22 protein-coding genes are annotated in these 25,103 nt (G+C 71.3%); 15 read left to right on the top strand and 7 right to left on the bottom strand.

What is annotated here, in order from left to right; all coding sequences use genetic code 11:
* The 3 genes from secF (at position 1) to AB0E24_RS28200 (ending at position 4,469) form a co-directional block, all read left to right on the top strand.
* The gene (secF, locus tag AB0E24_RS28210) at positions 1 to 1,122 is read left to right on the top strand and encodes a protein translocase subunit SecF (RefSeq protein ID WP_069869765.1); all 1,122 of its coding nucleotides are present in this window, start codon (positions 1 to 3) and stop codon (positions 1,120 to 1,122) included.
* 17 nt (positions 1,123 to 1,139) lie between these two features.
* Positions 1,140 to 1,739: an adenine phosphoribosyltransferase gene (locus AB0E24_RS28205; RefSeq protein WP_347234437.1), complete on the top strand. Its 600-nt coding sequence runs from the start codon at positions 1,140 to 1,142 to the stop codon at positions 1,737 to 1,739.
* A gap of 198 nt (positions 1,740 to 1,937) precedes the next feature.
* Complete coding sequence (locus AB0E24_RS28200) at positions 1,938 to 4,469, top strand: RelA/SpoT family protein (protein WP_069869766.1); 2,532 nt, start codon at positions 1,938 to 1,940, stop codon at positions 4,467 to 4,469.
* A 122-nt stretch (positions 4,470 to 4,591) separates the two neighbouring features.
* Here AB0E24_RS28200 and AB0E24_RS28195 read toward each other — a convergent pair whose 3' ends face one another.
* Both AB0E24_RS28195 and AB0E24_RS28190 read right to left on the bottom strand, forming a co-directional pair.
* Positions 4,592 to 5,821 (bottom strand): DUF349 domain-containing protein, encoded by a 1,230-nt coding sequence (locus AB0E24_RS28195; protein WP_079259644.1) that lies wholly within the window; start codon positions 5,819 to 5,821, stop codon positions 4,592 to 4,594.
* Between the two features lie 208 nt (positions 5,822 to 6,029).
* Entirely contained in the window at positions 6,030 to 6,893 is an 864-nt protein-coding gene (locus tag AB0E24_RS28190; protein WP_069869768.1) for a peptidylprolyl isomerase, read from the bottom strand.
* 153 nt (positions 6,894 to 7,046) lie between these two features.
* On the opposite strand from AB0E24_RS28190, the gene AB0E24_RS28185 reads away from it, so the two are divergent.
* A complete protein-coding gene (locus AB0E24_RS28185; RefSeq protein ID WP_069869769.1) occupies positions 7,047 to 7,763 on the top strand; it encodes an MBL fold metallo-hydrolase in 717 nt (238 codons plus the stop codon).
* 13 nt (positions 7,764 to 7,776) lie between these two features.
* Positions 7,777 to 9,039 (top strand): histidine--tRNA ligase, encoded by a 1,263-nt coding sequence (gene hisS, locus AB0E24_RS28180; RefSeq protein WP_069869770.1) that lies wholly within the window; start codon positions 7,777 to 7,779, stop codon positions 9,037 to 9,039.
* Positions 9,040 to 9,090: 51 nt separating this feature from the next.
* Here the strand turns inward: hisS and AB0E24_RS28175 are convergent, their stop codons facing one another.
* From AB0E24_RS28175 to AB0E24_RS28160, 4 genes are read right to left on the bottom strand one after another with little or no spacing between them, the layout of a single operon-like run.
* The gene (locus tag AB0E24_RS28175) at positions 9,091 to 9,711 is read right to left on the bottom strand and encodes a response regulator (protein ID WP_359381116.1); all 621 of its coding nucleotides are present in this window, start codon (positions 9,709 to 9,711) and stop codon (positions 9,091 to 9,093) included.
* The gene (locus AB0E24_RS28170; RefSeq protein ID WP_359381114.1) at positions 9,708 to 11,003 is read right to left on the bottom strand and encodes a sensor histidine kinase; all 1,296 of its coding nucleotides are present in this window, start codon (positions 11,001 to 11,003) and stop codon (positions 9,708 to 9,710) included. Before AB0E24_RS28170 ends, AB0E24_RS28175 begins: the two co-directional genes overlap by 4 nt.
* Positions 10,961 to 11,821, bottom strand: a complete 861-nt coding sequence (locus tag AB0E24_RS28165; RefSeq protein ID WP_174883258.1) for an ABC transporter permease — start codon at positions 11,819 to 11,821, stop codon at positions 10,961 to 10,963. Before AB0E24_RS28165 ends, AB0E24_RS28170 begins: the two co-directional genes overlap by 43 nt.
* Complete coding sequence (locus tag AB0E24_RS28160; protein ID WP_435865330.1) at positions 11,818 to 12,696, bottom strand: ABC transporter ATP-binding protein; 879 nt, start codon at positions 12,694 to 12,696, stop codon at positions 11,818 to 11,820. The genes AB0E24_RS28165 and AB0E24_RS28160 overlap by 4 nt, the downstream gene beginning before the upstream one ends.
* Positions 12,697 to 12,875: 179 nt before the next feature.
* Between AB0E24_RS28160 and AB0E24_RS28155 the strand changes: the two genes are divergently transcribed.
* Entirely contained in the window at positions 12,876 to 13,532 is a 657-nt protein-coding gene (locus AB0E24_RS28155) for a vitamin K epoxide reductase family protein (RefSeq protein ID WP_435865329.1), read from the top strand.
* Between the two features lie 91 nt (positions 13,533 to 13,623).
* Positions 13,624 to 15,012 (top strand): replication-associated recombination protein A, encoded by a 1,389-nt coding sequence (locus AB0E24_RS28150; protein WP_093705601.1) that lies wholly within the window; start codon positions 13,624 to 13,626, stop codon positions 15,010 to 15,012.
* Between the two features lie 75 nt (positions 15,013 to 15,087).
* Here the strand turns inward: AB0E24_RS28150 and AB0E24_RS28145 are convergent, their stop codons facing one another.
* Positions 15,088 to 15,990 (bottom strand): DUF2470 domain-containing protein, encoded by a 903-nt coding sequence (locus AB0E24_RS28145; RefSeq protein WP_359381106.1) that lies wholly within the window; start codon positions 15,988 to 15,990, stop codon positions 15,088 to 15,090.
* Positions 15,991 to 16,045: 55 nt separating this feature from the next.
* On the opposite strand from AB0E24_RS28145, the gene rpsD reads away from it, so the two are divergent.
* The 8 genes from rpsD to aroC all read left to right on the top strand — a co-directional run bounded on the left by rpsD (position 16,046) and on the right by aroC (position 25,076).
* Positions 16,046 to 16,657 (top strand): 30S ribosomal protein S4, encoded by a 612-nt coding sequence (gene rpsD / locus AB0E24_RS28140; protein WP_069869776.1) that lies wholly within the window; start codon positions 16,046 to 16,048, stop codon positions 16,655 to 16,657.
* Between the two features lie 301 nt (positions 16,658 to 16,958).
* Entirely contained in the window at positions 16,959 to 17,405 is a 447-nt protein-coding gene (locus AB0E24_RS28135; RefSeq protein ID WP_079153530.1) for a DUF948 domain-containing protein, read from the top strand.
* 8 nt (positions 17,406 to 17,413) lie between these two features.
* On the top strand, positions 17,414 to 17,743 hold the full coding sequence (locus tag AB0E24_RS28130) for a DUF6167 family protein (protein ID WP_069869778.1): 330 nt from the start codon (positions 17,414 to 17,416) through the stop codon (positions 17,741 to 17,743).
* Complete coding sequence (gene alaS / locus AB0E24_RS28125) at positions 17,743 to 20,412, top strand: alanine--tRNA ligase (RefSeq protein WP_069869779.1); 2,670 nt, start codon at positions 17,743 to 17,745, stop codon at positions 20,410 to 20,412. The genes AB0E24_RS28130 and alaS overlap by 1 nt, the downstream gene beginning before the upstream one ends.
* Positions 20,412 to 20,882 (top strand): Holliday junction resolvase RuvX, encoded by a 471-nt coding sequence (gene ruvX, locus AB0E24_RS28120; protein WP_069869780.1) that lies wholly within the window; start codon positions 20,412 to 20,414, stop codon positions 20,880 to 20,882. The genes alaS and ruvX overlap by 1 nt, the downstream gene beginning before the upstream one ends.
* A 91-nt stretch (positions 20,883 to 20,973) precedes the next feature.
* Positions 20,974 to 22,782, top strand: coding sequence for an endolytic transglycosylase MltG (mltG, locus tag AB0E24_RS28115; protein WP_359381098.1), 1,809 nt, complete (start codon positions 20,974 to 20,976; stop codon positions 22,780 to 22,782).
* A gap of 6 nt (positions 22,783 to 22,788) precedes the next feature.
* Entirely contained in the window at positions 22,789 to 23,616 is an 828-nt protein-coding gene (locus AB0E24_RS28110; protein WP_359381095.1) for a shikimate dehydrogenase, read from the top strand.
* 275 nt (positions 23,617 to 23,891) lie between these two features.
* Positions 23,892 to 25,076: a chorismate synthase gene (aroC, locus tag AB0E24_RS28105; RefSeq protein ID WP_232636762.1), complete on the top strand. Its 1,185-nt coding sequence runs from the start codon at positions 23,892 to 23,894 to the stop codon at positions 25,074 to 25,076.
* The last annotated feature ends 27 nt before the right edge of the window (positions 25,077 to 25,103 follow it).

The raw sequence follows: 25,103 nt of genomic DNA, 5'->3' as shown, positions 1-25,103 counted from the left end.
ATGTCGCGACTCGGCACTCTCGGCGCCAGGCTCTACCGAGGCGAGGTCGGCTACGACTTCGTCGGTAAGCGGAAGATCTGGTACGGCATCTCGATACTGATCACCATCACGGCCATCGTGGGCCTGGCGGTGCGTGGCCTCAACATGGGTATCGAGTTCTCCGGCGGCGCGGTCTTCACCACCCCCAACACCAAGATCTCGAGCACCGAAGTGCGCCAGGCGGCCGAGGACGCGGCCGGCGGTCACACCGTCGTCGTCCAGGAGCTCGGCCGCGGCGGTCTGCGGATCCAGATCAGCGAGCTGGACACCAAGGAGGCCCTGCCGGTCCAGGAGGGGCTCGCCAAGGAGCTGGGCGTCTCGACCAGCAAGATCGACACCCAGCTGGTCGGCCCGAGCTGGGGCGAGCAGATCGCCAGCAAGGCATGGCAGGGTCTGGCGATCTTCATGGTGCTGGTGGTGATCTATCTCGCCATCGCCTTCGAGTGGCGGATGGCGCTGGCCGCCCTGATCGCGCTGGTCCACGACCTCACCATCACCGTCGGCGTCTACGCGCTGGTCGGCTTCGAGGTCACCCCGGGCACCGTGATCGGTCTGCTGACGATCCTCGGTTATTCGCTCTACGACACCGTCGTGGTCTTCGACGGTCTCAAGGAAGCGTCGAAGGACATCACCAAGCAGACCCGCTTCACCTACAGCGAAATCGCCAACCGCAGCCTCAACTCGACCCTGGTGCGATCCATCAACACCACGGTCGTGGCGCTGCTGCCGGTCGGCGCGCTGCTGTTCATCGGCGGCGGTCTGCTGGGCGCGGGCATGCTCAACGACATCTCGCTGGCGCTCTTCGTCGGCCTCGCCGCCGGCGCGTACTCCTCGATCTTCATCGCGACCCCGCTGGTCGCCGATCTGAAGGAGCGCGATTCGAGGATGAAGGCCCTGGCCAAGCGGGTGAAGGCCAAGCGTGCGGCGGCGGCCAAGGCCGAGGCCGCGGACCCGGCGGCCGAGGAGGACGACGCGCCCGCCCTGGAGGACGCCGCCGCGGCCCCCGCCGGGGTCGTCGGCCAGCGCCGCCAGCCCGCCTCCCGCAACCGGGGGCGCGGCAGGCCCTCGGGCAAGCGGCGCTGAGCGGGGGAGCCTGAACCATGACGGAGACCACGCGGACCCCGGCCGACGGCGCCCCGGACGGATTCGGCGGCCCCGCCGCCGAGGAGCTGCGCACGCTGCTGCTCAGCCGGATCCAGGACGTGCCGGACTACCCCAAGCCGGGCGTGATGTTCAAGGACATCACCCCGCTGCTCGCCGACGCCGCGGCCTTCGGCGCGCTGACCGAGGCGCTCGCCGAGCTGTGCGTCCGGCACCGGGCGGACAAGGTGGTGGGCCTGGAGGCGCGCGGCTTCATCCTCGCCGCCCCGGCCGCCGTCCGCGCCGGAATCGGCTTCGTACCGGTCCGTAAGGCCGGCAAGCTCCCCGGGGCGACGCTCGGCCAGACGTACGAGCTGGAGTACGGCACCGCGGAGATCGAGATACACGCCGACGCGCTGGCGCCCGGCGACCGGGTCCTGGTGATCGACGACGTGCTGGCCACCGGCGGTACCGCCGAGGCGTCCCTCCAGCTCATCCGGCGGGCCGGGGCCCGGATCGCCGGGGTCGCCGTGCTGCTGGAGCTCGGCTTCCTCGACGGCCGCGGCCGTCTGCTGGACGCGCTCGACAGCGCCCCGCTGGAGGCCCTGATCACGGTCTGAGCCGGGTTACGGGCCCGCGTACCGGGCCGAGACGACCGCCGGAGGGCGGGGACGGCGCACCGCCGGCTCCCCGCCCTTCGTCATGCCGCCCTCCTGCCCAGGTCAGGCCCGGCTTCGCGGTCGAGAGGCAAGCGGAGTGGCGGGATCGATACCATGGCAGCCCGACCTTTAGAGGTCCGGACCGCTCTAGGAGTGCTCTTGCCAGACGAGGCCCAGCCGCTCTCGCCCAAAGTCCGTCCGGGCGGAACCGCCTCCGCGCAGCCGGACGCGCCCACCGCCGCCGAGCCGACGGCGGCCTCCGGCGTGCCCAGGAACAGCGGTGACGGCCCGGCCCGGCGCGGCCCCGAGCAGACGAGCCCGAAGCCGGCCACGGGCCGCGGCAGCAGCCTGCCCGCCACCACACCCCCCGCGCGCGCCGTACAGAGCCCCGCGCCCCGCTCCGGCTCGTCCAACCGCGTCCGGGCCCGTCTGGCGCGCCTCGGCGTCCAGCGCTCCAGCCCGTACAACCCGGTGCTTGAGCCCCTGCTGCGCATCGTGCGCGGCAACGACCCCAAGGCGGAAGCCTCGACGCTGCGCCAGATCGAGCGCGCGTACCAGGTGGCCGAGCGCTGGCACCGCGGCCAGAAGCGCAAAAGCGGCGATCCGTACATCACCCACCCCCTCGCGGTGACCACGATCCTGGCCGAGCTGGGTATGGATCCGGCCACTTTGATGGCCGGGCTGCTGCATGACACCGTCGAGGACACCGAGTACGGCCTGGACACCCTGCGCCGGGACTTCGGCGACCAGGTCGCCCTGCTCGTGGACGGCGTCACCAAGCTGGACAAGGTCAAGTTCGGCGAGGCGGCCCAGGCCGAGACGGTGCGCAAGATGGTCGTCGCCATGGCCCGGGACCCCCGGGTGCTGGTGATCAAGCTGGCCGACCGGCTGCACAACATGCGCACCATGCGCTACCTCAAGCGGGAGAAGCAGGAGAAGAAGGCCCGCGAGACCCTCGAGATCTACGCCCCGCTCGCCCATCGCCTGGGCATGAACACCATCAAATGGGAGCTGGAGGACCTCGCCTTCGCGATCCTCTACCCCAAGATGTACGACGAGATCGTGCGGCTGGTCGCCGAGCGGGCCCCCAAGCGCGACGAGTACCTGGCCGTCGTCACCGACCAGGTCCAGGGCGATCTGCGGGCGGCGCGGATCAAGGCGACCGTCACCGGCCGACCGAAGCACTACTACTCCGTCTACCAGAAGATGATCGTGCGCGGCCGCGACTTCGCCGAGATCTACGACCTGGTGGGCATCCGGGTGCTCGTCGACACCGTCCGCGACTGCTACGCGGCGCTCGGGACCATCCACGCGCGGTGGAACCCGGTGCCGGGGCGGTTCAAGGACTACATCGCGATGCCCAAGTTCAACATGTACCAGTCGCTGCACACGACGGTCATCGGGCCCAGCGGCAAACCGGTCGAGCTCCAGATCCGCACCTTCGACATGCACCGCCGCGCCGAGTACGGCATCGCCGCGCACTGGAAGTACAAGCAGGAGGCGGTGGCCGGCGCCTCCAAGGTGCGCACCGATGTGCCCCGTAAGGCGGGCAAGGACGACGCGGTCAACGACATGGCGTGGCTGCGGCAGCTGCTGGACTGGCAGAAGGAGACCGAGGACCCGGGCGAGTTCCTGGAGTCCCTGCGCTTCGACCTGTCCCGCAACGAGGTCTTCGTCTTCACGCCCAAGGGCGATGTCATAGCGCTTCCGGCCGGGGCCACCCCGGTCGACTTCGCCTACGCCGTGCACACCGAGGTCGGCCATCGCACCATAGGAGCCCGGGTCAACGGGCGGCTGGTCCCCCTGGAGTCCACCCTCGACAACGGCGACCTGGTGGAGGTCTTCACCTCCAAGGCGGCGGGCGCCGGGCCGTCCCGCGACTGGCTGGGCTTCGTCAAGTCGCCGCGCGCCCGTAACAAGATCCGCGCCTGGTTCTCCAAGGAGCGCCGCGACGAGGCCATCGAACAGGGCAAGGACGCGATCGTCCGGGCGATGCGCAAGCAGAACCTGCCCATCCAGCGCATCCTGACCGGGGACTCGCTGGTCACCCTCGCCCATGAGATGCGCTACCCCGACATCTCCGCGCTCTACGCGGCCATCGGCGAGGGCCATGTCTCCGCGCAGAACGTGGTGCAGAAGCTCGTCCAGGCGCTCGGCGGCGAGGACGCCGCCAACGAGGACATCGCCGAGACCGCCCCGCCCATCCGCCGCACCAAGCGCCGCTCCAGCGCCGATCCGGGCGTGGTGGTCAAGGGCGTCGAGGACGTGTGGGTCAAGCTGGCCCGCTGCTGTACGCCGGTCCCGGGCGACCCCATCATCGGCTTCGTCACCCGCGGCAGCGGCGTCTCGGTGCACCGCGCGGACTGCGTCAACGTGGACTCGCTCTCCCAGCAGCCCGAGCGCATCCTTGACGTCGAATGGGCGCCCACCCAGTCGTCGGTCTTCCTGGTCGCCATCCAGGTCGAGGCGCTGGACCGGTCCCGGCTGCTGTCGGACGTCACCCGCGTACTGTCCGACCAGCACGTCAACATCCTCTCCGCGGCCGTGCAGACCTCCCGCGACCGGGTGGCCACCTCGCGCTTCACCTTCGAGATGGGCGACCCCAAGCACCTGGGCCATGTGCTGAAGGCCGTACGCGGCGTCGAGGGCGTCTACGACGTCTACCGGGTCACCTCGGCCCGCGCCCGCTGAGAACGCGTCCCCACGGGGCGCATACGGCGGCGGCGAGCGCATACGGCGGCGGGCGCATACGACGAAGCGGCCCCCGGCACCTTCGCGCCGGGGGCCGCCGCCGTATCGGCCGGATCAGCGAATCAGCCGCCGAACTCCTGGAGGCCCTTCAGCGCCTGGTCCAGCAGCGCCTGCCGGCCCTCGAGCTCCTTGGAGAGCTTGTCGGCCTTCGCGTTGTTCCCCGCCGCACGGGCCGCGTCGATCTGGGTACGCAGCTTGTCGACGGCGTCCTGAAGCTGGCCGGTGAGCCCCTGGGCGCGCGCCCGCGCCTCGGGGTTGGTCCGCCGCCACTCCGTGTCCTCGGCGTCCTGGATGGCGCGCTCCACCGCGTGCATCCGGCCCTCGATCCGGGCGCGGGCGTCCCTCGGCACATGGCCGATGGCCTCCCACCGCTCGTTGACCGACCGGAAGGCCGCGCGGGCCGCCTTCAGGTCCGAGACCGGCAGCAGCTTCTCGGCCTCGACGACGAGCTCCTCCTTACGGGTGAGATTCTCCCGCTGCTCGGCGTCGCGCTCCGCGAAGACCTCGCCGCGCGCCTGGAAGAAGACGTCCTGCGCACCGCGGAAGCGGTTCCACAGGTCCTCCTCGGCCTCGCGCTGCGCACGGCCCGCCGCCTTCCAGTCCGACATCAGCTCCCGGTACCGGGCCGCGGTGGGACCCCAGTCGGTGGAGCCGGAGAGCGCCTCGGCCTCGGCGACCAGCTTCTCCTTGGTCTGACGGGCGTCCTCACGCTGCGCGTCCAGGGCCGCGAAATGCGCCTTGCGCCGCTTGGAGAACGCCGAGCGGGCGTGCGAGAAGCGGTGCCACAGCTCGTCGTCCGTCTTGCGGTCCAGGCGGGGCAGGCCCTTCCAGGTGTCCACCAGGGCGCGCAGCCGCTCCCCGGCCGCCCGCCACTGCTCGCTGGCGGCCAGCTGCTCGGCCTCGGCGACCAGCTCCTCCTTGGCCCTGCGGGCCTCGTCGGCCTGGACCGCCTTGGCCGCCTTGCGCTGCTCGCGGCGGGACTCGACGTCTCCGGTCAGCTTGTCGAGCCGCTTCCGCAGCGCGTCCAGATCGCCGACCACATGGTGCTCGTCGACCTGGTGCCGGATGTGCTCGATGGCGGCCGTCGCGTCCTTGGCGGACAGATCGGTGGTTTTGACCCGGCGCTCGAGGAGGCCGATCTCGACGACCAGACCGTCGTACTTGCGCTCGAAGTAGGCGAGGGCCTCTTCCGGCGATCCCGCCTGCCACGATCCGACGACCTGCTCACCGTCGGCCGTACGCACGTATACGGTCCCCGCCTCGTCGACGCGGCCCCAAGGCTCGCTGCTCACAGCGCCTCCTCCACATGATGCCGGGGCGGGCGCGCGGCCCGCCGGCATCGTCCACAGTTTCTTCCGGTCGGGATACGCCCTGGCCGGTCTCACTTCAGGGTGGCGGCCACCGGGGCAGGCACCCTGCACAACGCCAACATAGGCGACCGGTGCCCCGGCTGTCCGTATCCTGCGCGACCGAAATTTCGCAGTACGCGCGTCGGCGACCTCAGGACTTGCCGACCGTCGCCTTGTTGATCACCACGCTGGCGTTCGGGGCGGTGTTCATCGTCTGGTCCGGGGCCCCCGCCCCGGCGTTGGCGATCTTCTTCAGGACCTTCATACCGGCCTCGTCCACAGTGCCGAAAGGCGTGTAGTACGGCGGGAGCTCGCTCTCCTTGTAGACCAGGAAGAACTGGCTGCCGCCGGTGTTCTTGCCCTGCTTGGTCTGCGGGTTGTACTGGTTGGCCATGGCGACGGTGCCGGCCGGGTACTTGCCGCCCTTGATCGAGGGGTCCTTCAGGTTCTCGTCCGGGAGCGTGTAGCCGGGGCCGCCCGCGCCGGTGCCCTGCGGATCACCGCACTGCAAGACGTAGATCCCCGAGTTCACCAGCCGGTGGCACTTGGTGTGGTCGAAGTAGCCCTTGCCCGCCAGGAAGTCGAAGGAGTTGACCGTGTGCGGCGCCTTGCCGGCGTCCATGGTCACCGACATGTCCCCGCAGGTCGTCTCCAGCTTCATGGTGTAGGAAGCCGACTTGTCGACCGTGACCTCGGGCTCCTTCTTCCACGACATCTTCTTGGGCTTCTCGCCTGCGACCGCCTTCGCCTCCTTGGCGCAGGGGTCCGGAGCCTTGCTCGAGGGGGCGGCCGAGGGGGTCGCGGACGCGGCGGCGTCGTCCTTCTTGTCCTTGTCGTTCCCGGCCAGCGCGCCCGTGGCCGCCACGGCCCCGCCCCCGGCCAGGACCACGGCCAGCACGGCGGCGATCACCACATTGCGCTGACGTGACTTGCGCCGGGCCGTTTCGCGCCGCTGCTGCTGCCGAAGGTACTTCTCCCGGGCGAGTTGCCGCCGCCGCTGCTCGTTACTGACCACCGGGTCGTCTCCTCATGGCGTGTGCCGTCGATGTGCTGCTGTTTGTGTACGAGGGCTCGGCCGTACCGTATACGGGTTCGCTGTGGCAGGGGCGCCGCCGGTAGGCTCTGAAGCCGCCGACAATCTTCCACCGGACGACAGTGAAGGACGATCGTGCTCATTGCCGGGTTCCCCGCCGGATCGTTTGGGACCAACTGCTACCTGGTCGCTCCCGCGGCGGGCGAGGAGTGCGTGATCATCGACCCGGGCGTCGAGGCGACCCAGGGAGTCGAGGAGGCGGTCGCCAAGCATCGGCTCAAGCCCGTCGCCGTCGTCCTCACCCATGGGCACATCGACCACATCGCCTCGGTCATGCCGGTGTGCGGCGCCCATGACGTACCGGCCTGGATCCACCCGTCCGACCGCATCCTGCTGAGCGAGCCCGAGAGGGCCTTTCCCCGCTCCGTCGGCATGCCCCTGCTGGGCGATCTGACCGTGGGCGAGCCGGACGACGTCAGGGAGCTGACGGACGGCGCCGAGCTGAAGCTGGCCGGTCTGGAGCTCACCGTCGCGCACGCCCCGGGCCATACCAAGGGGTCGGTGACCTTCCGGATGCCCGAGCAGGCGGACACCCCGTCCGTCTTCTTCTCGGGCGATCTGCTCTTCGCCGGCTCCATCGGACGCACCGATCTGCCCGGCGGCGATCACGCCGAGATCCTCGAGTCGCTGGCCCGTGTGGTCCTGCCGCTCGACGACTCGACCGTGGTGCTGTCCGGCCATGGCCCCCAGACCAGCATCGGCCGTGAGCGCGCCACCAACCCGTTTCTGCGGGAGGTGGCCGCCGGCCTGGGAGACGGCGCCCGGCGCCCGGCTCCGCGACGAGGAATGTGACGAGAGACTTCCGTTGAGCACCTTCAAGGCCCCCCGGGGCACGTACGACTTGATCCCGCCGGCCTCCGCGACCTTCCTCGCGGTGCGCGAGGCGATCGCCGCACCGCTCAAGCGCTCCGGCTACGGCTATATCGAGACCCCCGGCTTCGAGAACGTGGAGCTCTTCGCGCGCGGCGTCGGCGAGTCCACCGACATCGTGACCAAGGAGATGTACACCCTCACCACCAAGGGCGGTGACGAGCTCGCGCTGCGCCCCGAGGGCACCGCATCGGTGCTGCGCGCCGCCCTGGAGGCCAATCTGCACAAGGCCGGATCCCTGCCGGTCAAGCTCTGGTACTCGGGCTCGTACTACCGCTACGAGCGGCCGCAGAAGGGTCGCTACCGCCACTTCTCGCAGGTCGGCGCGGAGGCGATCGGCGCCGAGGACCCGGCCCTGGACGCCGAGCTGATCATCCTGGCCCACGACGCCTACCGCTCGCTCGGGCTGCGGAACTTCCGCATCCTGCTGAACTCGCTGGGCGACGCCACCTGCCGCCCCGTCTACCGGGCCGCCCTCCAGGACTTCCTGCGCGCCCTGGACCTGGACGAGGACACCCGGCGGCGCGTCGAGATCAACCCGCTGCGGGTGCTGGACGACAAGCGCGAGGCGGTGCGCAAGCAGCTGGCCGACGCCCCGCTGCTGCGCGACTACCTGTGCGAGGAGTGCAAGGCGTACCACGCGGAGGTCCGCGAGCTGATCACCGCGCGGGGCGTGACCTTCGAGGACGACGCCAAGCTGGTGCGCGGCCTGGACTACTACACCCGGACGACCTTCGAGTTCGTCCACGACGGGCTGGGCTCGCAGTCCGCGGTCGGCGGCGGCGGCCGCTACGACGGGCTGTCCGAGATGATCGGCGGTCCGGCGCTGCCGTCGGTGGGCTGGGCGCTCGGTGTGGACCGTACGGTGCTCGCGCTGGAGGCCGAGGGCATCGAGCTGGACCTGCCCGACGCCGTCAGCGTCTTCGCGGTGCCGCTGGGGGAAGAGGCCAGGAAGGTCCTCTTCGGCGTGGTCGGCGAGCTCCGCACGGCGGGTGTCGCCACGGACTTCGCCTACGGCGGCAAGGGTCTGAAGGCCGCGATGAAGGCGGCCAACCGCAGCGGTGCGCGCTACACGATCGTGGCGGGCGAGCGCGACCTCGCCGAGGACGTGGTCCAGCTGAAGGACATGGAGTCCGGCGAGCAGGCGCCGGTGCCGCTGGCCGAGGTGGTCGAGGCGGTCCGCTCGCGCCTCGGCTGAGCGACGCCGCCGTAAGGGGCCCGGGGAGGTTCCCGGGCCCCTTACGCCGCTCTAGAGCAGCCCCAGCCGCATCGCGCTGGTGACCGCCGCGGTGCGGTCGTCCACGCCCAGCTTGCCGAAGGCCCGCAGCAGATGGGTCTTCACCGTCGATTCGCCGATGAACAGACGGCGGCCGATCTCCGCGTTGGTGCACCCCTCCGCGACCAGCCGCAGCACGGCCGTCTCACGTTCGGAGAGGCGGGGGCGCTCGGGCCGGTCGCGCAGCTGGTCCATGAGCCGGGCGGCGACCGACGGGGCCAGCACCGTCTCACCGCGGGCGGCGGAGCGTACGGCCTCGGCGAGTTCGGCGCGGGGCATGTCCTTGAGCAGATAGCCCGCCGCACCCGCCTCCACCGCGCGCAGGATGTCCCCGTCCGTCTCGTACGTGGTCAGCACGATCACCCGGGAGGGCAGCCCGGCGGCGGTCATCCGGGCGATCGACTCCACCCCGTCGCCGTCCGGCATCCGCAGGTCCATCAGCACCACATCGGGGCGCAGCGAGGCACACAGCGCCTCCGCCCGCGGCCCGCTCGCCGCCTCGCCGACGACCGTCAGATCGGGTTCGGCGCCGAGCATGCCGCGCAGCCCCTCCCGCACCACCGGATGGTCGTCCGCGATCAGGATCCGGATCACAGTGCGCTCCTCGTTCGTGCCGTCGGCCGGGAGGGATGGGGGACGGGGGCGGGTGGCCGGACGGGCAGTTCGAGCGCGACCGCCGTGCCCTCGCCCGGGGCGGCGGCCACCTCGGCCGTGCCGCCCACCTCGGCCGCCCGTGCGCGCAGCCCGGCCAGGCCGTAGCCCTCGCGCGGGGCGCGCGGGTCGAAGCCGCGGCCGGTGTCCTCGACCCGCAGCCGCAGCGCGTCCTCGCCGTAGCCGAGCGAGATGGTCACCGCCGCGCCCGGCCCGGCGTGCCGGCGGGCGTTGGCCAGCGCCTCCTGGCAGCCGCGCAGCGCCACCACCTCCACGGCGGCGGGCAGCGGCCGTACCGCCCCCGAGACCTCGACGCGGGCGGGGGAGCCGGTCTGCTCCCCGTGCCGCGCGGCCAGCCGCCGCAGCGCGTCCGGGAGCGAACTGCCGTCCAGGTCGGCCGGGCCCGCCCCGGCGACCAGGGCGCGGGCCTCGGCGAGGTTCTCCCGGGCCGTACGGGCCATGAGGCCCAAGTGGCCGCGGGCCAGCGGCATATCGTGGTCCAGCTCGGACTCCACGGCCTGAACGAGCATCAGCAGGCTGGTGAAGCCCTGGGCGAGGGTGTCATGGATCTCCCGGCTCAGCCGATCCCGTTCCGCGAGGGCGCCGTGCGCGGCCGACAGCCGGGCCACCTCCTCGCGGCTGGCGTCCAGTTCGGCGATCAGCCGGGCGCGCTCGGCGCTCTGCTGGAGGACCATGATGATCCAGCTGCCGATGAGCAGTGAGAAGGCGCATGAGACGGCCGCGAAGAGGGAGTTGAAGAACAGATCCCCGGAGTCCGGCCGCTCCACGAGCGCCCAGACCACCACCGGGGCGATGTTGATCACGGTGACGGCGATCAGTGCCCTGCGCATCCGCAGCAGCATGAAGCACTGCGGCGTCAGCGCGAAGATGGCGATCCGGGTCTCGCCGACCAGCGCGGACGGCACCACGAACAGCAGGAAGAGCCCCACCAGATAGGCCACCGCGCGGGGCTGGTCATCGCCTTCGGTGAGCAGCACCGCCCGGCCGACCAGCACATACCACGGCGCGGTCGCGGCGAAGAAGGCCACCGCGACCACGCGCGGTCCGGTCCCGAGGTCCGATCCGCTCAGCACGAACAGGAAGGTGGCCGCGAACACGATCGCGAAATAGACGTCCCAGCGGCGGTAGGTGCGGTTGTACACGTCGGGATCGCGAGGGCCGGCCGGTTCGCTCAGCCGTCCCGGTGGCTCTTCCAACGGAAGGTCAGCAGACACAGCACCAATCCTCCGACGCACCACGCGCCCAGCACCAGGGCGATCCGGCCGTATTCCCACGAGCCCGCCTGCTCCAGCACGGCCGCCGACTCCGGCAGGAACACCCCGCGGAACCCCTGGCACATCCACTTCAGCGGGAACAGGGCGCCCACGTTCAGCATCCAGTCCGGCAGCGTGTCGATCGAGATGAAGACGCCGGAGATGAACTGGAGCACCAGGAACGGCAGGACCACCACCGAGGTGGCGCTCCTACCGGAGCGCGGCACACTGCTGATCGCGATGCCCAGCAGCGCACAGCCGGTCAGCCCGAGGGCGAAGACCCAGGTGAAGGTGAACCAGGTGGCCGCGCCCGTGGGCAGCTCGAGATCGAAGCAGGCCGTGCCGACGGCCAGCAGCAGCACCGTCTCGGCGATCCCGGAGACCAGGACCAGCCACAGCTTGCCGAGGAAGTACGCGGCCGGGGGCATCGGCGTACCGCGCAGCCGCCGCAGCACCTTCTCGTCCCGTTCGAGCGCGATGGAGACGCCCAGCGACTGGAAGCTGGTCGACATCACCCCCGACGCGATCATCGCCGCGGCGTAGAGCTGGGAGGCGGTCACGCCCGCGCCCCGCACATCGTCCCGGAAGATCGACGCGAACAGGGCCAGGAAGACGACGGGGAAGGCGAAGGTGAAGACGACCTGTTCGCGCTGGCGGAAGAACTGCCTGAGCTCGAGGGCGCCCCGGTGCAGCCCGAGGGTCCAGGCGCCGGGCAGCCGCGCGGGGGCGGGCCCGGCGGCGCGCCGGGTGCCGGAGGAGGTGGTGGTCGTGGTGGTCATAGCGCGGCCTCCCCGGGCTGCTCGTCGAGTTGTCCGGTGAGCCGCAGATAGACGTCCTCCAGGGTCGGCCGGGAGATCCGCAGCCCTGGGATCTCCCCGTCGAAGCGGCGCATCAGCTCCGCGACGGTACGGGTCGGGGTCTCCGTCTCCTCGTGGCGAGCCCCGCCGCCCGGCTCGCTCCAGTGGACCGTCGCCCGGCCGCCGTGCCGCTCGCGCAGCCCGGCGGGTGCGCCCTCGGCCACGACCTTGCCCGTGGCGATGACCGCGAGCCGGTCGGACAGCGCCTCGGCCTCGTCCAGGTAGTGGGTGGTGAGCACGATCGTGGTGCCCTCGTCGGCCAGCCGCCGGATCAGCTCCCAGAACTGCCGCCGCGCCGCCGGGTCGAAGCCCGTCGTCGGCTCGTCCAGCAGCAGCAGCTCCGGATCGCCGATCACCCCGAGGGCCACATCCAGCCGGCGCCGCTGCCCGCCCGACAGCGCCTTGATCCGGCTGCCCGCCTTGTCCTCGAGCCCGACCAGCCCGACGACCTCCTCCGGGTCGCGCGACCGCGGGTAGTAGCGGGCGAAATGCCGCACGGTCTCCCGCACCGTCAACTCGGCCGGGGCGGATTCATCCTGCCAAACGATGCCGATCCGGGAACGCCACCGCCGTCCCCCGGAGGCGGGATCCCGGCCCAGCACCGTGACCTCGCCCGCGTCCCGGCTCCGATGGCCCTGGAGGATCTCCACCGTCGTGCTCTTGCCCGCCCCGTTGGGCCCCAGGATGCCGAACACCTCACCCTGCCGGATGCCCAGGTCAACGCCGTCCAGCGCGGTCACCGCGCCATAGCGCTTGCACAGCCCGCGCACCCGTACCGCTTCATCTGCCATACCCATGAGGCTGACGGTGCCGCGCCGGTCCCGGGCACGACCGGAAAGCCCGTCTTATGTCCTCCGAACGGGGGACAGGGCACCATGGCATGTCCGGGCTGAACGCGACACACGGCGGCAGGGGGTGCGGCAGAATGGCCGTGCCCGACGGGGCTGGACACGGTGGAGAGCGACGGACGGCGAGTATGGCGACGACAGTGATGGACGATGTGGAGTCCGGCGAGGCGCGGGAGGGCGCGCGGGTCGGGACGGGAGGCAGCCGCGCCTTCGCCCTCCTGCTCGTGATCACCGGTGCGCTGGGCCTCCTCGCCGCCTGGGTCATCACGATCGACAAGAACAAGATCCTCGAGTACAAGGCCGACGGTAAGGTCTTCACGCCCGGGTGCAGCCTCAACCCCGTCGTCTCCTGCGGCAACATCATGGAGAGCGACCAGGCGCAGGCGTTCGGCTTCCCGAACCCGATGCTCGGCCTCGTCGCCTACGCCATCGTGATCTGCGTGGGCGTGTCCCTGCTGACCGGGGCGCGCTTCCCGCGCTGGTACTGGCTGACCTTCAACGCGGGCACGCTCTTCGGCGTCGGCTTCGTGACCTGGCTCCAGCACGAGTCGCTCTACGTCATCGGCTCGCTGTGCCTGTGGTGCTGCCTGGCCTGGGTCGCCACCATCGTGATGTTCTGCTACGTCACCGGCCACAACCTCAAGCACGGCTACCTCCCGGCACCGGACGGGCTGCGGCGCGGGCTCATGGAGTTCCACTGGGTGATCCCGGTGCTGTGGATCGGCGTGATCGGCATGCTCATCCTGACCCGCTGGTGGGACTTCTGGACGGGCGCGCAGGGCTGAGCCCGCACCTTCCGGACCCTGGGGGCGGCGGCATTGCCTTCCGGCCCCTGGGTCCGGCGGCGTTGTCGGAGGGTTGGCATAGGCTTCCCACGTGGAGCCAGACCTGTTCACCGCCGCCGCAGAGGACCGCCAGGAGAAGGACCCCGCCAGCAGCCCGCTGGCCGTGCGGATGCGTCCCCGCACCCTTGACGAGGTCGTGGGCCAGCAGCATCTGCTGCGCCCCGGATCCCCGCTCCGGCGGCTCGTGGGCGAGGGCGGTGGCGGTCCTGCCGGGCCGTCGTCGGTGATCCTCTGGGGCCCGCCGGGCATCGGCAAGACCACGCTCGCGTACGTGGTCAGCCAGGCCACCCAGAAGCGGTTCGTCGAGCTGTCGGCCATCACCGCGGGGGTCAAGGAGGTCCGGGCCGTCATCGACGGCGCGCGCCGCTCCTCGGGGGCGTACGGGCGGGACACCGTGCTCTTCCTGGACGAGATCCACCGCTTCAGCAAGGCCCAGCAGGATTCGCTGCTGCCCGCCGTGGAGAACCGCTGGGTCACACTGATCGCGGCCACCACCGAGAATCCGTACTTCTCCGTGATCTCCCCGCTGCTCTCCCGTTCGCTGCTGCTCACCCTGGAGCCGCTGACCGACGACGATCTGCGCGGGCTGCTGCGGCGCGCGCTCACCGACGAGCGCGGCCTCGGCGGGGCCGTCACCCTCCCCGAGGACGCCGAGGCGCATCTGCTGCGCATAGCGGGCGGCGACGCCCGGCGGGCGCTCACCGCGCTGGAGGCGGGCGCCGGGGCGGCCCTGGACAAGGGCGAGCCCGAGGTCACGCTCACCTCCCTGGAGGAGGCGGTCGACCGGGCCGCGGTGAAGTACGACCGGGCCGGCGACCAGCACTACGACGTGGCCAGCGCCCTCATCAAGTCCATCCGCGGCTCGGACGTGGACGCGGCGCTGCACTATCTGGCCCGGATGATCGAGGCGGGGGAGGATCCGCGGTTCATCGCCCGCCGGCTGATGATCTCGGCGAGCGAGGACATCGGCCTGGCCGATCCGACCGCCCTGCCCACCGCGGTGGCGGCGGCGCAGGCGGTCGCCCTGATCGGCTTCCCGGAGGCCGCGCTCACCCTGAGCCACGCCACGATCGCCCTGGCGCTCGCGCCCAAGTCCAACGCCGCGACCACGGCGATCGGCGCGGCGCTCGCGGATGTGCGGGCGGGTCTCGCCGGACCGGTGCCGCCGCATCTGCGCGATGGCCACTACCAGGGCGCCAAGAAGCTCGGCCACGCACAGGGCTATCTCTATCCGCACGATCTGCCGGGCGGTATCGCGGCGCAGCAGTACGCACCGGACAAGATCCACGGCAAGCGGTACTACGAGCCCACACGGTACGGGGCCGAGGCGCGGTACGCGGATGTGGTGGAGCGGGTCCGGGCGCGGCTGCGGGGCGACCCGCCGCCGTCCGCCGACGGCCAGGCCCCGGCCTCGTCGTAGCGGCCGGGCCCCGGCCCCGCCGTACGGGCCCCGGCGCTCGTCGTACCGGCCCCGGCCTCGTCGCGGCGGACGGCCTCAGCCCGCCGCCGCGTCGAACAGGGCGTGCATCGCGTACCGCAGCTCGGTCACGTTCCGCACCGGCTCGGGGAAGTCGAAGCGCGCGTCGAACGGCCGGTCCGCCTCGTCCGTGAAGCGCACCCGCAGTCCGAAGCGGTCCAGGGCCACCGGGGTGGCCGCGCCCCGGGTGCAGACGATGTCGGAGCGGTCGCCGAGCAGCGCGCACAGCCCGCGCACCTGGTCGCCGTGGGCGGCGTGCAGATGCTGGAGCAGATCGGCCTCGTGCCGGATCAGCGGATCGGGTTCGGCGGTCGAGAAGTCGTCCGGCTCCACGCCGTCCGCGCCCCACAGGTCGTCCACACACGCCTCGCCGACCTCCAGCCGCAGCAGTGCCCAGGCGGCTCGCCCGGCGGGCCCCACCCCGGCGGCCGGCCTACCGGACCGCCGGGGCCGCGGCGCCTGGTCGATGCCGAGCAGCTCGCCCACCGGATGCCGCTCGGCCAGCAGCGCCGCCGCGGCCCGCGTGCGCTCACCGCAGGGCACGGGGGTGAGCCAGCCGGCCACCCAGGCGCGGCCGCGGATCCGGTGCGGCATCGCGACGGGAGCGACGTCGGTGATCTCCATCACGCAGGTCAGCTCGTCGTCCTGGGCGTGCGCGGCGGCACGTGCGGCGGGGGAGCCGCTGGGGACCAGGAGCACCACATCCCCGTCCGGAGCGACCGTACGGGCGGCCGGGCCGTCCGCCCCCAGTTCGTCCAGGGCCTCGATTCCGGGAATCGTCAACGAAGCCGTAGCCTTGGATTCAACGAGAGTACGTACACGCTCTGCCGCCGTTGGCCGCAGGGCGTCTTCCTTGGGACGCGGCTGACCCTCCTCGGGGCTCTTTCCAGTGCTGGGCAGGGGGATCCCAGGTCGAAACATGCGCTCTCCTCGGCTAAGGTAAGGCTCACCTAACTTACATGGAGGTTCGTTCCCCGTGAACCAGTCGCGTCCCAAGGTCAAGAAGTCGCGGGCGCTGGGCATCGCTCTGACCCCGAAGGCCGTCAAGTACTTCGAGGCCCGCCCGTACCCGCCGGGCGAGCACGGCCGCGGCCGCAAGCAGACCAGTGACTACAAGGTCCGGCTGCTGGAGAAGCAGCGGCTGCGCGCCCAGTACGACATCAGCGAGCGCCAGATGGCCCGCGCCTACGACCGCGCTCGCAAGGCCGAGGGCAAGACGGGCGAGGCTCTTGTCGTGGAGCTCGAGCGCCGTCTGGACGCGCTCGTTCTGCGCTCGGGCATCGCCCGCACCATCTACCAGTCCCGCCAGATGGTCACCCACGGCCACATCGAGGTCAACGGCCGCAAGGTCGACAAGCCGTCCTTCCGGGTCCGCCCGGACGATGTGGTGATGGTCCGCGAGCGCAGCCGCGAGAAGCACCCCTTCCAGGTGGCGCGCGAGGGTGGCTACGCCCCCGACGGCGAGACCCCGCGCTACCTCCAGGTCAACCTGAAGGCGCTCGCCTTCCGCCTCGACCGGGACCCCAACCGCAAGGAGATCCCGGTGATCTGCGACGAGCAGCTCGTCGTCGAGTACTACGCCCGCTGATCCGGCGGAGCGGACGGTACGCACCCGAGCCCGCGGGTTCCCCTCGACACCGGTCGGCGGGGAACCCGCGGGCTCGTCCGGTGGCGGGTCCGGGCCGGGCGGGCCGGCGGCCCTTATCCGTTTCGGGTGCGCCTCCGCGGCGCGATAAGGTCGATACCTGCCGCCCGCACCCGGATACCGCCCGAGAGCGGCGGGCGGCGAAGGACTCCGAACGACGAGTCATCACGGCTCATCACGACGAGCACGACCAACACGACCAACACGGTCAACGACGACGAGCGGCGACAGGGAGCGGTGCGACGTGTCCGGTGGAGAGGTGGCCGGGATCCTCGTGGCCGTCTTCTGGGCGATCCTGGTGTCCTTCCTCGCCCTGGCGCTGGTGAGGCTGGCCCAGACGCTCAAGGCGGCCACCCGGCTGGTGGCGGAGGTCACCGACCAGGCGGTCCCGCTGCTGAGCGAGGCGTCCGCGACCGTGCGCGAGGCGAACACCCAGCTGGCCCGGGTGGACTCGATCGCCGCCGATGTCCAGGAGGTCACCTCCAACGCCTCGGCGCTCTCCTCGACCGTCTCCACCGCCTTCGGCGGCCCGCTGGTCAAGGTGGCCGCGTTCGGCTACGGCGTCCGGCGGGCGATCGGCCGCAAGGGGCGGCCGGAGGACGAGCCCGCGCCCGCGCGCACCGTCGTCATCGGCAAGACCCTGCCGTCCGCCCGCTGGGGCGGGCGCCGCAACCGTGGATCGAAGGGCTGACAGACCGGATGTTCCGCCGCGCATTCTGGTTCACCACCGGCGTCGCCGCCGGGGTGTGGGCCACCACCAAGGTCAACCGCAAGCTCAACCAGCTCACCCCGGAGAGCCTGGCGGCGCAGGCCGCCGACCGCGCGGTGCTGGCGGGGCGGCGGATCAAGGTCTTCGCCCTCGACGTACGGGACGGGATGGCCGACCGCGAGGCCGCGCTCAAGGACGCGCTCGGGCTCTCCGCGCCGCCGCCGGACGACCGTAAGCAGCTGCCCGCCCAGCGGGGCCGGGCCCAGCTCACCCAGACCACTTCCTACAAGATCCACAAAGCCGGAAATGAGGACCACTGATGGAGTCGGCTGAAATCCGCCGCCGCTGGCTGCGCTTCTTCGAAGAGCGCGGGCACACCGTCGTGCCCTCGGCGTCGCTCATCGCGGACGACCCGACGCTGCTGCTGGTCCCCGCCGGCATGGTGCCCTTCAAGCCGTACTTCCTCGGTGAGGTCAAGCCGCCCTTCGACCGCGCCGTCAGCGTGCAGAAGTGCGTCCGCACCCCGGACATCGAAGAGGTCGGCAAGACCACCCGCCACGGCACCTTCTTCCAGATGTGCGGGAACTTCTCGTTCGGCGACTACTTCAAGGAAGGCGCCATCACCTACGCCTGGGAGCTGCTCACCAGCTCCCAGGAAGAGGGCGGCTACGGCCTCGACCCCGAGCGGCTGTGGATCACCGTCTACGAGCAGGACGACGAGGCCGAGCGGATCTGGCGCGAGGTGATCGGCGTCCCCGCCGAGCGCATCCAGCGCCTGGGCATGGGCCCCAACTACTGGTCCATGGGCGTCCCCGGCCCCTGCGGCCCCTGCTCCGAGATCAACTACGACCGCGGTCCCGAGTTCGGCGAGGAGGGCGGCCCGGCCGTCAACGACGAGCGCTACGTGGAGATCTGGAACCTGGTCTTCATGCAGTACGAGCGCGGGCCGGGCGAGGGCAAGGAGAACTTCCCGATCCTCGGCGAGCTGCCCAGCAAGAACATCGACACCGGACTCGGCCTCGAGCGCCTCGCGATGATCCTCCAGGGCGTACAGAACATGTACGAGACCGACACCCTTCGCGTCGTCATGGACAAGGCCACCGAGCTGACCGGGGTCGCCTACGGCGCCACCCATGACTCCGACGTCTCGCTGCGCGTGGTCGCCGACCATATGCGCACCTCCGTCATGCTCATCGGCGACGGCGTCACCCCCGGCAACGAGGGCCGCGGCTATGTGCTGCGCCGCATCATGCGCCGGGCCATCCGCAACATGCGCATCCTCGGCGCCACCGATCCGGTCGTCGGCGAGCTGGTCGATGTCGTCCTCAAGACGATGGGCCAGCAGTACCCGGAGCTGCTGACCGACCGCAAGCGCATCGAGACGGTCGCCCTCGCCGAGGAGTCGGCCTTCCTCAAGACGCTCAAGGCCGGCACCAACATCCTCGACACCGCCGTCAGCGACACCAAGGCCGCCGGCGGCAGCGTGCTCGCCGGCGACAAGGCGTTCCTGCTCCACGACACCTGGGGCTTCCCGATCGACCTCACCCTCGAGATGGCCGCCGAACAGGGCCTCTCGGTGGACGAGGACGGCTTCCGCCGGCTGATGAAGGAGCAGCGGGAGCGCGCCAAGGCCGACGCCAAGGCCAAGAAGACCGGCCATGCCGACCTGTCCGCCTACCGCGAGGTGGCCGACACCTCCGGCCTGACCGAATTCACCGGCTACACCTACACCGAGGGCGAGTCCACCGTCGTCGGCCTGCTGGTCGACGGGGTCTCCTCGCCCGCCGCCACCGAGGGCGACGAGGTCGAGGTCGTCCTGGACCGCACCCCGTTCTACGCCGAGGGCGGCGGCCAGCTCGCCGACACCGGCCGGATCAAGCTGGACACCGGCGCCGTCGTCGAGGTCCGGGACGTCCAGCAGCCGGTGCCCGGTGTCAGCGTGCACAAGGGCGTCGTCCAGGTCGGCGAGGTGACGGTCGGCGCCGGTGCCCACGCCCGGATCGACATCACCCGCCGCCGCGCCATCGCCCGCGCCCACAGCGCCACCCACCTCACCCACCAGGCGCTGCGCGACGCCCTGGGCCCGACCGCCGCCCAGGCCGGTTCGGAGAACTCGCCCGGCCGCTTCCGCTTCGACTTCGGCTCACCGGCCGCCGTGCCCGGCACGGTGCTCATGGACGTCGAGCAGAAGATCAACGAGGTGCTCTCGCGCGAACTCGACGTCACCGCCGAGGTGATGAGCATGGACGAGGCCAAGAAGCAGGGCGCCATCGCCGAGTTCGGCGAGAAGTACGGCGACCGGGTGCGCGTGGTGACCATCGGCGACTTCTCCAAGGAGCTGTGCGGTGGCACGCATGTGCACAACACCGCCCAGCTGGGTCTGGTGAAGCTGCTCGGCGAATCCTCCATCGGCTCCGGTGTGCGCCGGGTCGAGGCCCTGGTGGGCGTGGACGCCTACAACTTCCTCGCCCGTGAGCACACGGTCGTCTCCCAGCTCACCGACCTGGTCAAGGGCCGCCCGGAGGAGCTCCCGGAGAAGATCTCCGGGATGCTGGGCAAGCTCAAGGAGGCCGAGAAGGAGATCGAGCGGTTCCGCGCCGAGAAGGTGCTCCAGGCCGCCGCCGGTCTTGCCCAGGGCGCCAAGGACGTCCGGGGCGTGGCCCTGATCGCCGCCAAGGTTCCGGACGGCACCTCCGCCGACGATCTGCGCAAGCTGGTCCTGGACGTGCGCGGGCGCATCCAGGGCGACCGCCCGGCCGTCGTCGCTCTCTTCACCGTGGCGGGCGGCCGTCCGCTGACCGTCATCGCCACCAATGAGGCCGCGCGTGAGCGCGGTCTCAAGGCCGGTGACCTGGTGCGCACCGCCGCCAAGACGCTCGGCGGCGGAGGCGGCGGCAAGCCGGACGTGGCCCAGGGCGGCGGTCAGAACGCGGGCGCCGTCGGCGAGGCCATCGAGGCCGTCGAGCGGCTTGTCGCGGAATCGGCCTGATCGCCGTGCGACGCGGCAGGCGGATCGCCGTCGACGTCGGGGACGCCCGGATCGGGGTCGCCTCGTGCGACCCCGACGGGATCCTCGCCACACCCGTGGAGACCGTGCCGGGACGCGATATCCCGGCCGCCCACAAGCGGCTCGTGGCCCTCGTCGAGGAGTATGAACCGATCGAGGTCGTGGTCGGCCTGCCGCGCTCGCTCAGCGGGCGCGAGGGGCCGGCCGCGACCAAGGTGCGCACCTTCGCGCGCGAGTTGGCGCGCCGCGTCGCACCCGTGCCGGTCCGGCTCGTCGACGAGCGTATGACCACTGTCACAGCGTCCCAGGGGCTGCGCGCCTCCGGGGTGACATCGAAGAAGGGCCGCTCGGTCGTTGACCAGGCGGCGGCCGTGGTGATCCTCCAGAGCGCGCTGGAGACCGAGCGGGTCTCGGGCCGGGCCCCGGGAGAAGCCGTCGAAGTGGTCATCTGATCGCGATACGGTAACGTTCCGCGCGACATGGCCGCCGCCGCCCGTGCCACGCACACGCCCAGCGGTGACCACCTCCGTCGCTAGGGGATCGATGACTGAGTACGGCCGGGGACCCGGCTCCCAACCGTGGCACCCCGAGGATCCGCTGTACGGGGACCGAGAGTGGAGCGGCCACGCGGTGGCAGGCCAGGATCCCTACGCACAGGATCCCTATGCGCGGGACGCCTACGGCCAGGGTTCCCATGGGCAGGATCCGTACGGCCAGGGTTCCCACGGGCAGGATCCGTACGGCCAGGGCTCCTACGGTCAGGGCCCCCAAGGACCGGATCCGTACGGCCAGGATCCCTACGGGCACCAGCAGTATCCGCACGGATATCCGCAGGACCCCCAGCAGCATCAGCAGCCCCAGTGGGACGGCCAGGACGGCGGCGGCTATCCGCATCAGGGGCACCCGCAGGAGTACCCGGGCCAGGGCGGCCCCTACCCGGGCCACGACGGCTCGTACGGGGGCATGGACCCCCACGACCCCTACGGCGGCCAGGGCGCTCCCTATCCGGGTCAGGACGTCTACCAGGGACAACAGCAGGCGCCGCAGGCCCCCATGGGGCCCCATGGCGCTCATGTGCCCCAGCAGACACAGCAGATGCCCACGGTGCCCGCGGAGCACCAGGTGCCGCGCCAGCGTGAGGCGCCCGAAGAGCAGTTCATCCAGGCGGAGGACGAGGAAGACCATCCGTTCTTCACGGGCGGCGGCGACGGCCGGGACGTGGACGACGAGGCGGACGACGACGAGGACGGCGAGCGCACCGGCAAGAAGGGCAGGCCCAAGAAGCGCCGCAGCGGCGTGGCCTGCCTCTTCGTGACCGTTGTCCTGGTGGGCGCCGTCGGCGGAGGCGGCTACTTCGCCTACGACTTCTGGCAGACCCGCTTCGGCCCCGCCCCCGACTACTCGGGCGAGGGCACCGGCCGGATCGAGGTGGAGGTGCCCTCCGGCTCCGGCAATGCCGAGATCGGCTCGATCCTCGCCGACAAGGGCGTGATCAAGAGCAGCGGCGCCTTCGTCGAGGCGGTGGAGGACAGCGGCAAGTTCGTCCAGCCGGGCACCTACACCCTGCGCAAGGAGATGTCCGGCGCGGCGGCGGTCAAGCTGATGCTCGACCCCAGCAGCAGCAACGCCCTGATCGTCACCGAGGGCATGCGCGATGCCACGATCTACGCGGCGATCGACAAGAAGATCGGCCTCAAGGCGGGGACCACCGCGGACGTGGCCAAGAAGGAGGCCAAGAACCTCGGCCTGCCCTCCTGGGCCAATGACAACAGCAAAATCAAGGATCCGCTGGAAGGGTTCCTGTATCCGTCCCGCTATAGCGTGGGCAAGGGCGCCAAGCCCGCGGATGTGCTGCGGAAGATGGTCGCCGAGGCCAGCCGGAATTACGGGCAGCAGGATCTGGAGGGCAAGGCCAAGGAACTGGGCCTCGAATCCCCGCTCCAGCTGATCAGCGTGGCCAGCCTGGTCCAGGCGGAGGGCATCACCCACGACGACTTCCGGAAGATGGCCGAGGTCGTCTACAACCGGCTCAAGCCCGCGAACCCGGAGACCAACGGCAAGGTGGAGTTCGACTCCTCGTACAACTACATCAAGAACCAGAGCAAGCTGGACATCCCGATCAGTGAGATCAAGGGATACGACAACCCGTACAACACCTACTTCTACAAGGGGCTCCCGCCGGGTCCGATCGGCAACCCGGGTGCGGACGCGCTGAAGGCCTCGATGAACCCGACTTCCGACGGGTGGTACTACTTTGTCGCGGTCGACGGCAAGAGCCACTTCTCCAGGACCTACACGGAGCATCTCAAGTGGGTCGACAAGTTCAATAAGCAGCGCAAGAGCAACGGCTGAGGAAAGATGTCGGAAAACCGCAGGGCGGCGGTGCTCGGTTCGCCGATCGCCCACTCCCTGTCACCGGTGCTGCACCGCGCCGCATATCGCGAGTTGGGCCTGAGCGGCTGGACGTACGACCGCTTCGAAGTGGACGAGGCCGGGCTGCCCGACTTCTTCAAACGGCTCGGTGAGGACGGGGGACCGGCCTGGGCCGGATTCTCCGTGACCATGCCGCTCAAGCGCGCCGTCATCCCGCTGCTGGACGAGATCACCGACACCGCGGCGTCGGTGGAGGCCGTCAATACGGTCGTCTTCGCCGACGACGGCCGCAGGCTCGGGGACAACACCGATATTCCCGGCATGCTGGCGGCGCTGCACGAGCGCGGCGTCGGCCGCGTGGAGCGCGCGGCCGTGCTGGGCGCCGGGGCCACGGCCTCCTCGGCGCTGGCCGCGCTCTCCCGGATCTGCGACGGCGAGGTCACCGCCTACGTCCGCAGCGAGGCCCGCGCCGCCGAGATGCGGCAGTGGGGCGAGCGGCTGGGCGTCGCGGTGCGCACGGCCGACTGGGACGACGCGGCCGAGGCGCTCGGGGCGCCACTGGTGATCGCCACCACCCCCGCGGGCACCGCCGACGCGCTCGCCGCGTCCGTACCTGACCGCCCCGGCGCGCTCTTCGACGTCCTCTACGAGCCCTGGCCGACCCCGCTCGCCGCCGCCTGGGCGGCGCGTGGCGGCCCGGTGGTCGGCGGGCTGGACCTCCTGGTGCACCAGGCGGTGCTCCAGGTCGAGCAGATGACGGGCCTCGCCCCCGCGCCCCTGGCCGCGATGCGCGAGGCGCTGGCGGCCCGCTGAGCCGCCCTGCGGGCGCCCTGGACCGGTGCCCGGTTGGTGTGCGACCGGTGCCCGGACGGTGTGTGGGTCGCGGGGGTGTGTCGCGGGCCCCTCTCCGGCCCCGCCAGGCCCGCTCCCGGCCCTCTCCGCCCCTCCCCGGCCCGCCGTGGGCGTCCATCTCATGGACCACGAGCCGATGAGACACCCCGGTCGTGGGAGGATCGGAGGTGCGGGCCGGAGTCGCGCGGACCGGGCCGCGCCGCAGGACGTCGAGGCACGCGCATGAGGGAGCACCGTTGAGCAGGTTGCGCTGGCTGACCGCGGGGGAGTCGCACGGCCCCGCACTCGTGGCGACGCTGGAGGGGCTGCCCGCCGGGGTGCCGATCACCACCGACATGGTGGCGGACGCCCTGGCCAGACGGCGGCTCGGCTACGGCCGCGGTGCCCGGATGAAGTTCGAGCGCGACGAGGTCACCTTCATCGGCGGCGTACGGCACGGGCTCTCCCTCGGCTCCCCGGTCGCGATCATGATCGGCAATACGGAGTGGCCGAAGTGGGAGCAGGTCATGGCCGCCGACCCGGTGGACCCCGAGATCCTTGACGGACTCGCCCGTAACGCCCCGCTCACCCGCCCCCGCCCCGGCCACGCCGACCTCGCGGGCATGCAGAAGTACGGCTTCGACGAGGCCCGGCCGGTCCTGGAGCGCGCCAGCGCCCGGGAGACTGCGGCCAGGGTGGCGCTCGGCGCCGTCGCCCGCTCCTACCTCAAGGAGACGGCCGGGATCGAGATCGTCTCGCATGTGGTGGAGCTGGCCGCCGCGAAGGCGCCGTACGGCGTCTACCCCAAGCCCTCCGACGTCGAGAAGCTGGACGCCGACCCGGTGCGCTGCCTGGACGCCGACGCGAGCAAGGCGATGGTGGCCGAGATCGACCAGGCCCACAAGGACGGCGACACGCTCGGCGGCGTCGTCGAGGTGCTCGCGTACGGCGTGCCGGTCGGCCTCGGCTCCCATGTGCACTGGGACCGTCGACTCGACGCACGGCTGGCCGCCGCGCTGATGGGCATCCAGGCCATCAAGGGCGTCGAGGTCGGCGACGGCTTCGACCTCGCGCGGGTGCCCGGCTCCCAGGCCCATGACGAGATCGTCTCCACGGACGAGGGCATCCGGCGCTCCTCGGGCCGCTCCGGCGGCACCGAGGGCGGGCTGACCACCGGCGAGCTGTTGCGCGTCCGGGCCGCGATGAAGCCGATCGCGACCGTGCCGCGGGCGCTGGCCACGGTCGATGTGAACACCGGCGAAGCGACCAAGGCCCACCACCAGCGCTCCGACGTCTGCGCCGTCCCGGCGGCCGGGATCGTCGCCGAGGCGATGGTCGCGCTGGTCCTGGCGGACGCGGTCGCGGAGAAGTTCGGCGGCGACTCGGTCACAGAGACCCACCGCAATGTCCGGGGCTACCTCGACAACCTGGCCATCCAGTGAGCGGGGCGATCGGCGAGGGGCCGGCCG

Source organism: Streptomyces malaysiensis subsp. malaysiensis, assembly GCF_040653035.1.
In the GTDB taxonomy this organism is placed as follows: domain Bacteria; phylum Actinomycetota; class Actinomycetes; order Streptomycetales; family Streptomycetaceae; genus Streptomyces; species Streptomyces malaysiensis.
The sequence above is the reverse complement of the archived record's forward strand: the minus strand, read 5'-3'. Positions and strand labels throughout refer to the sequence as shown.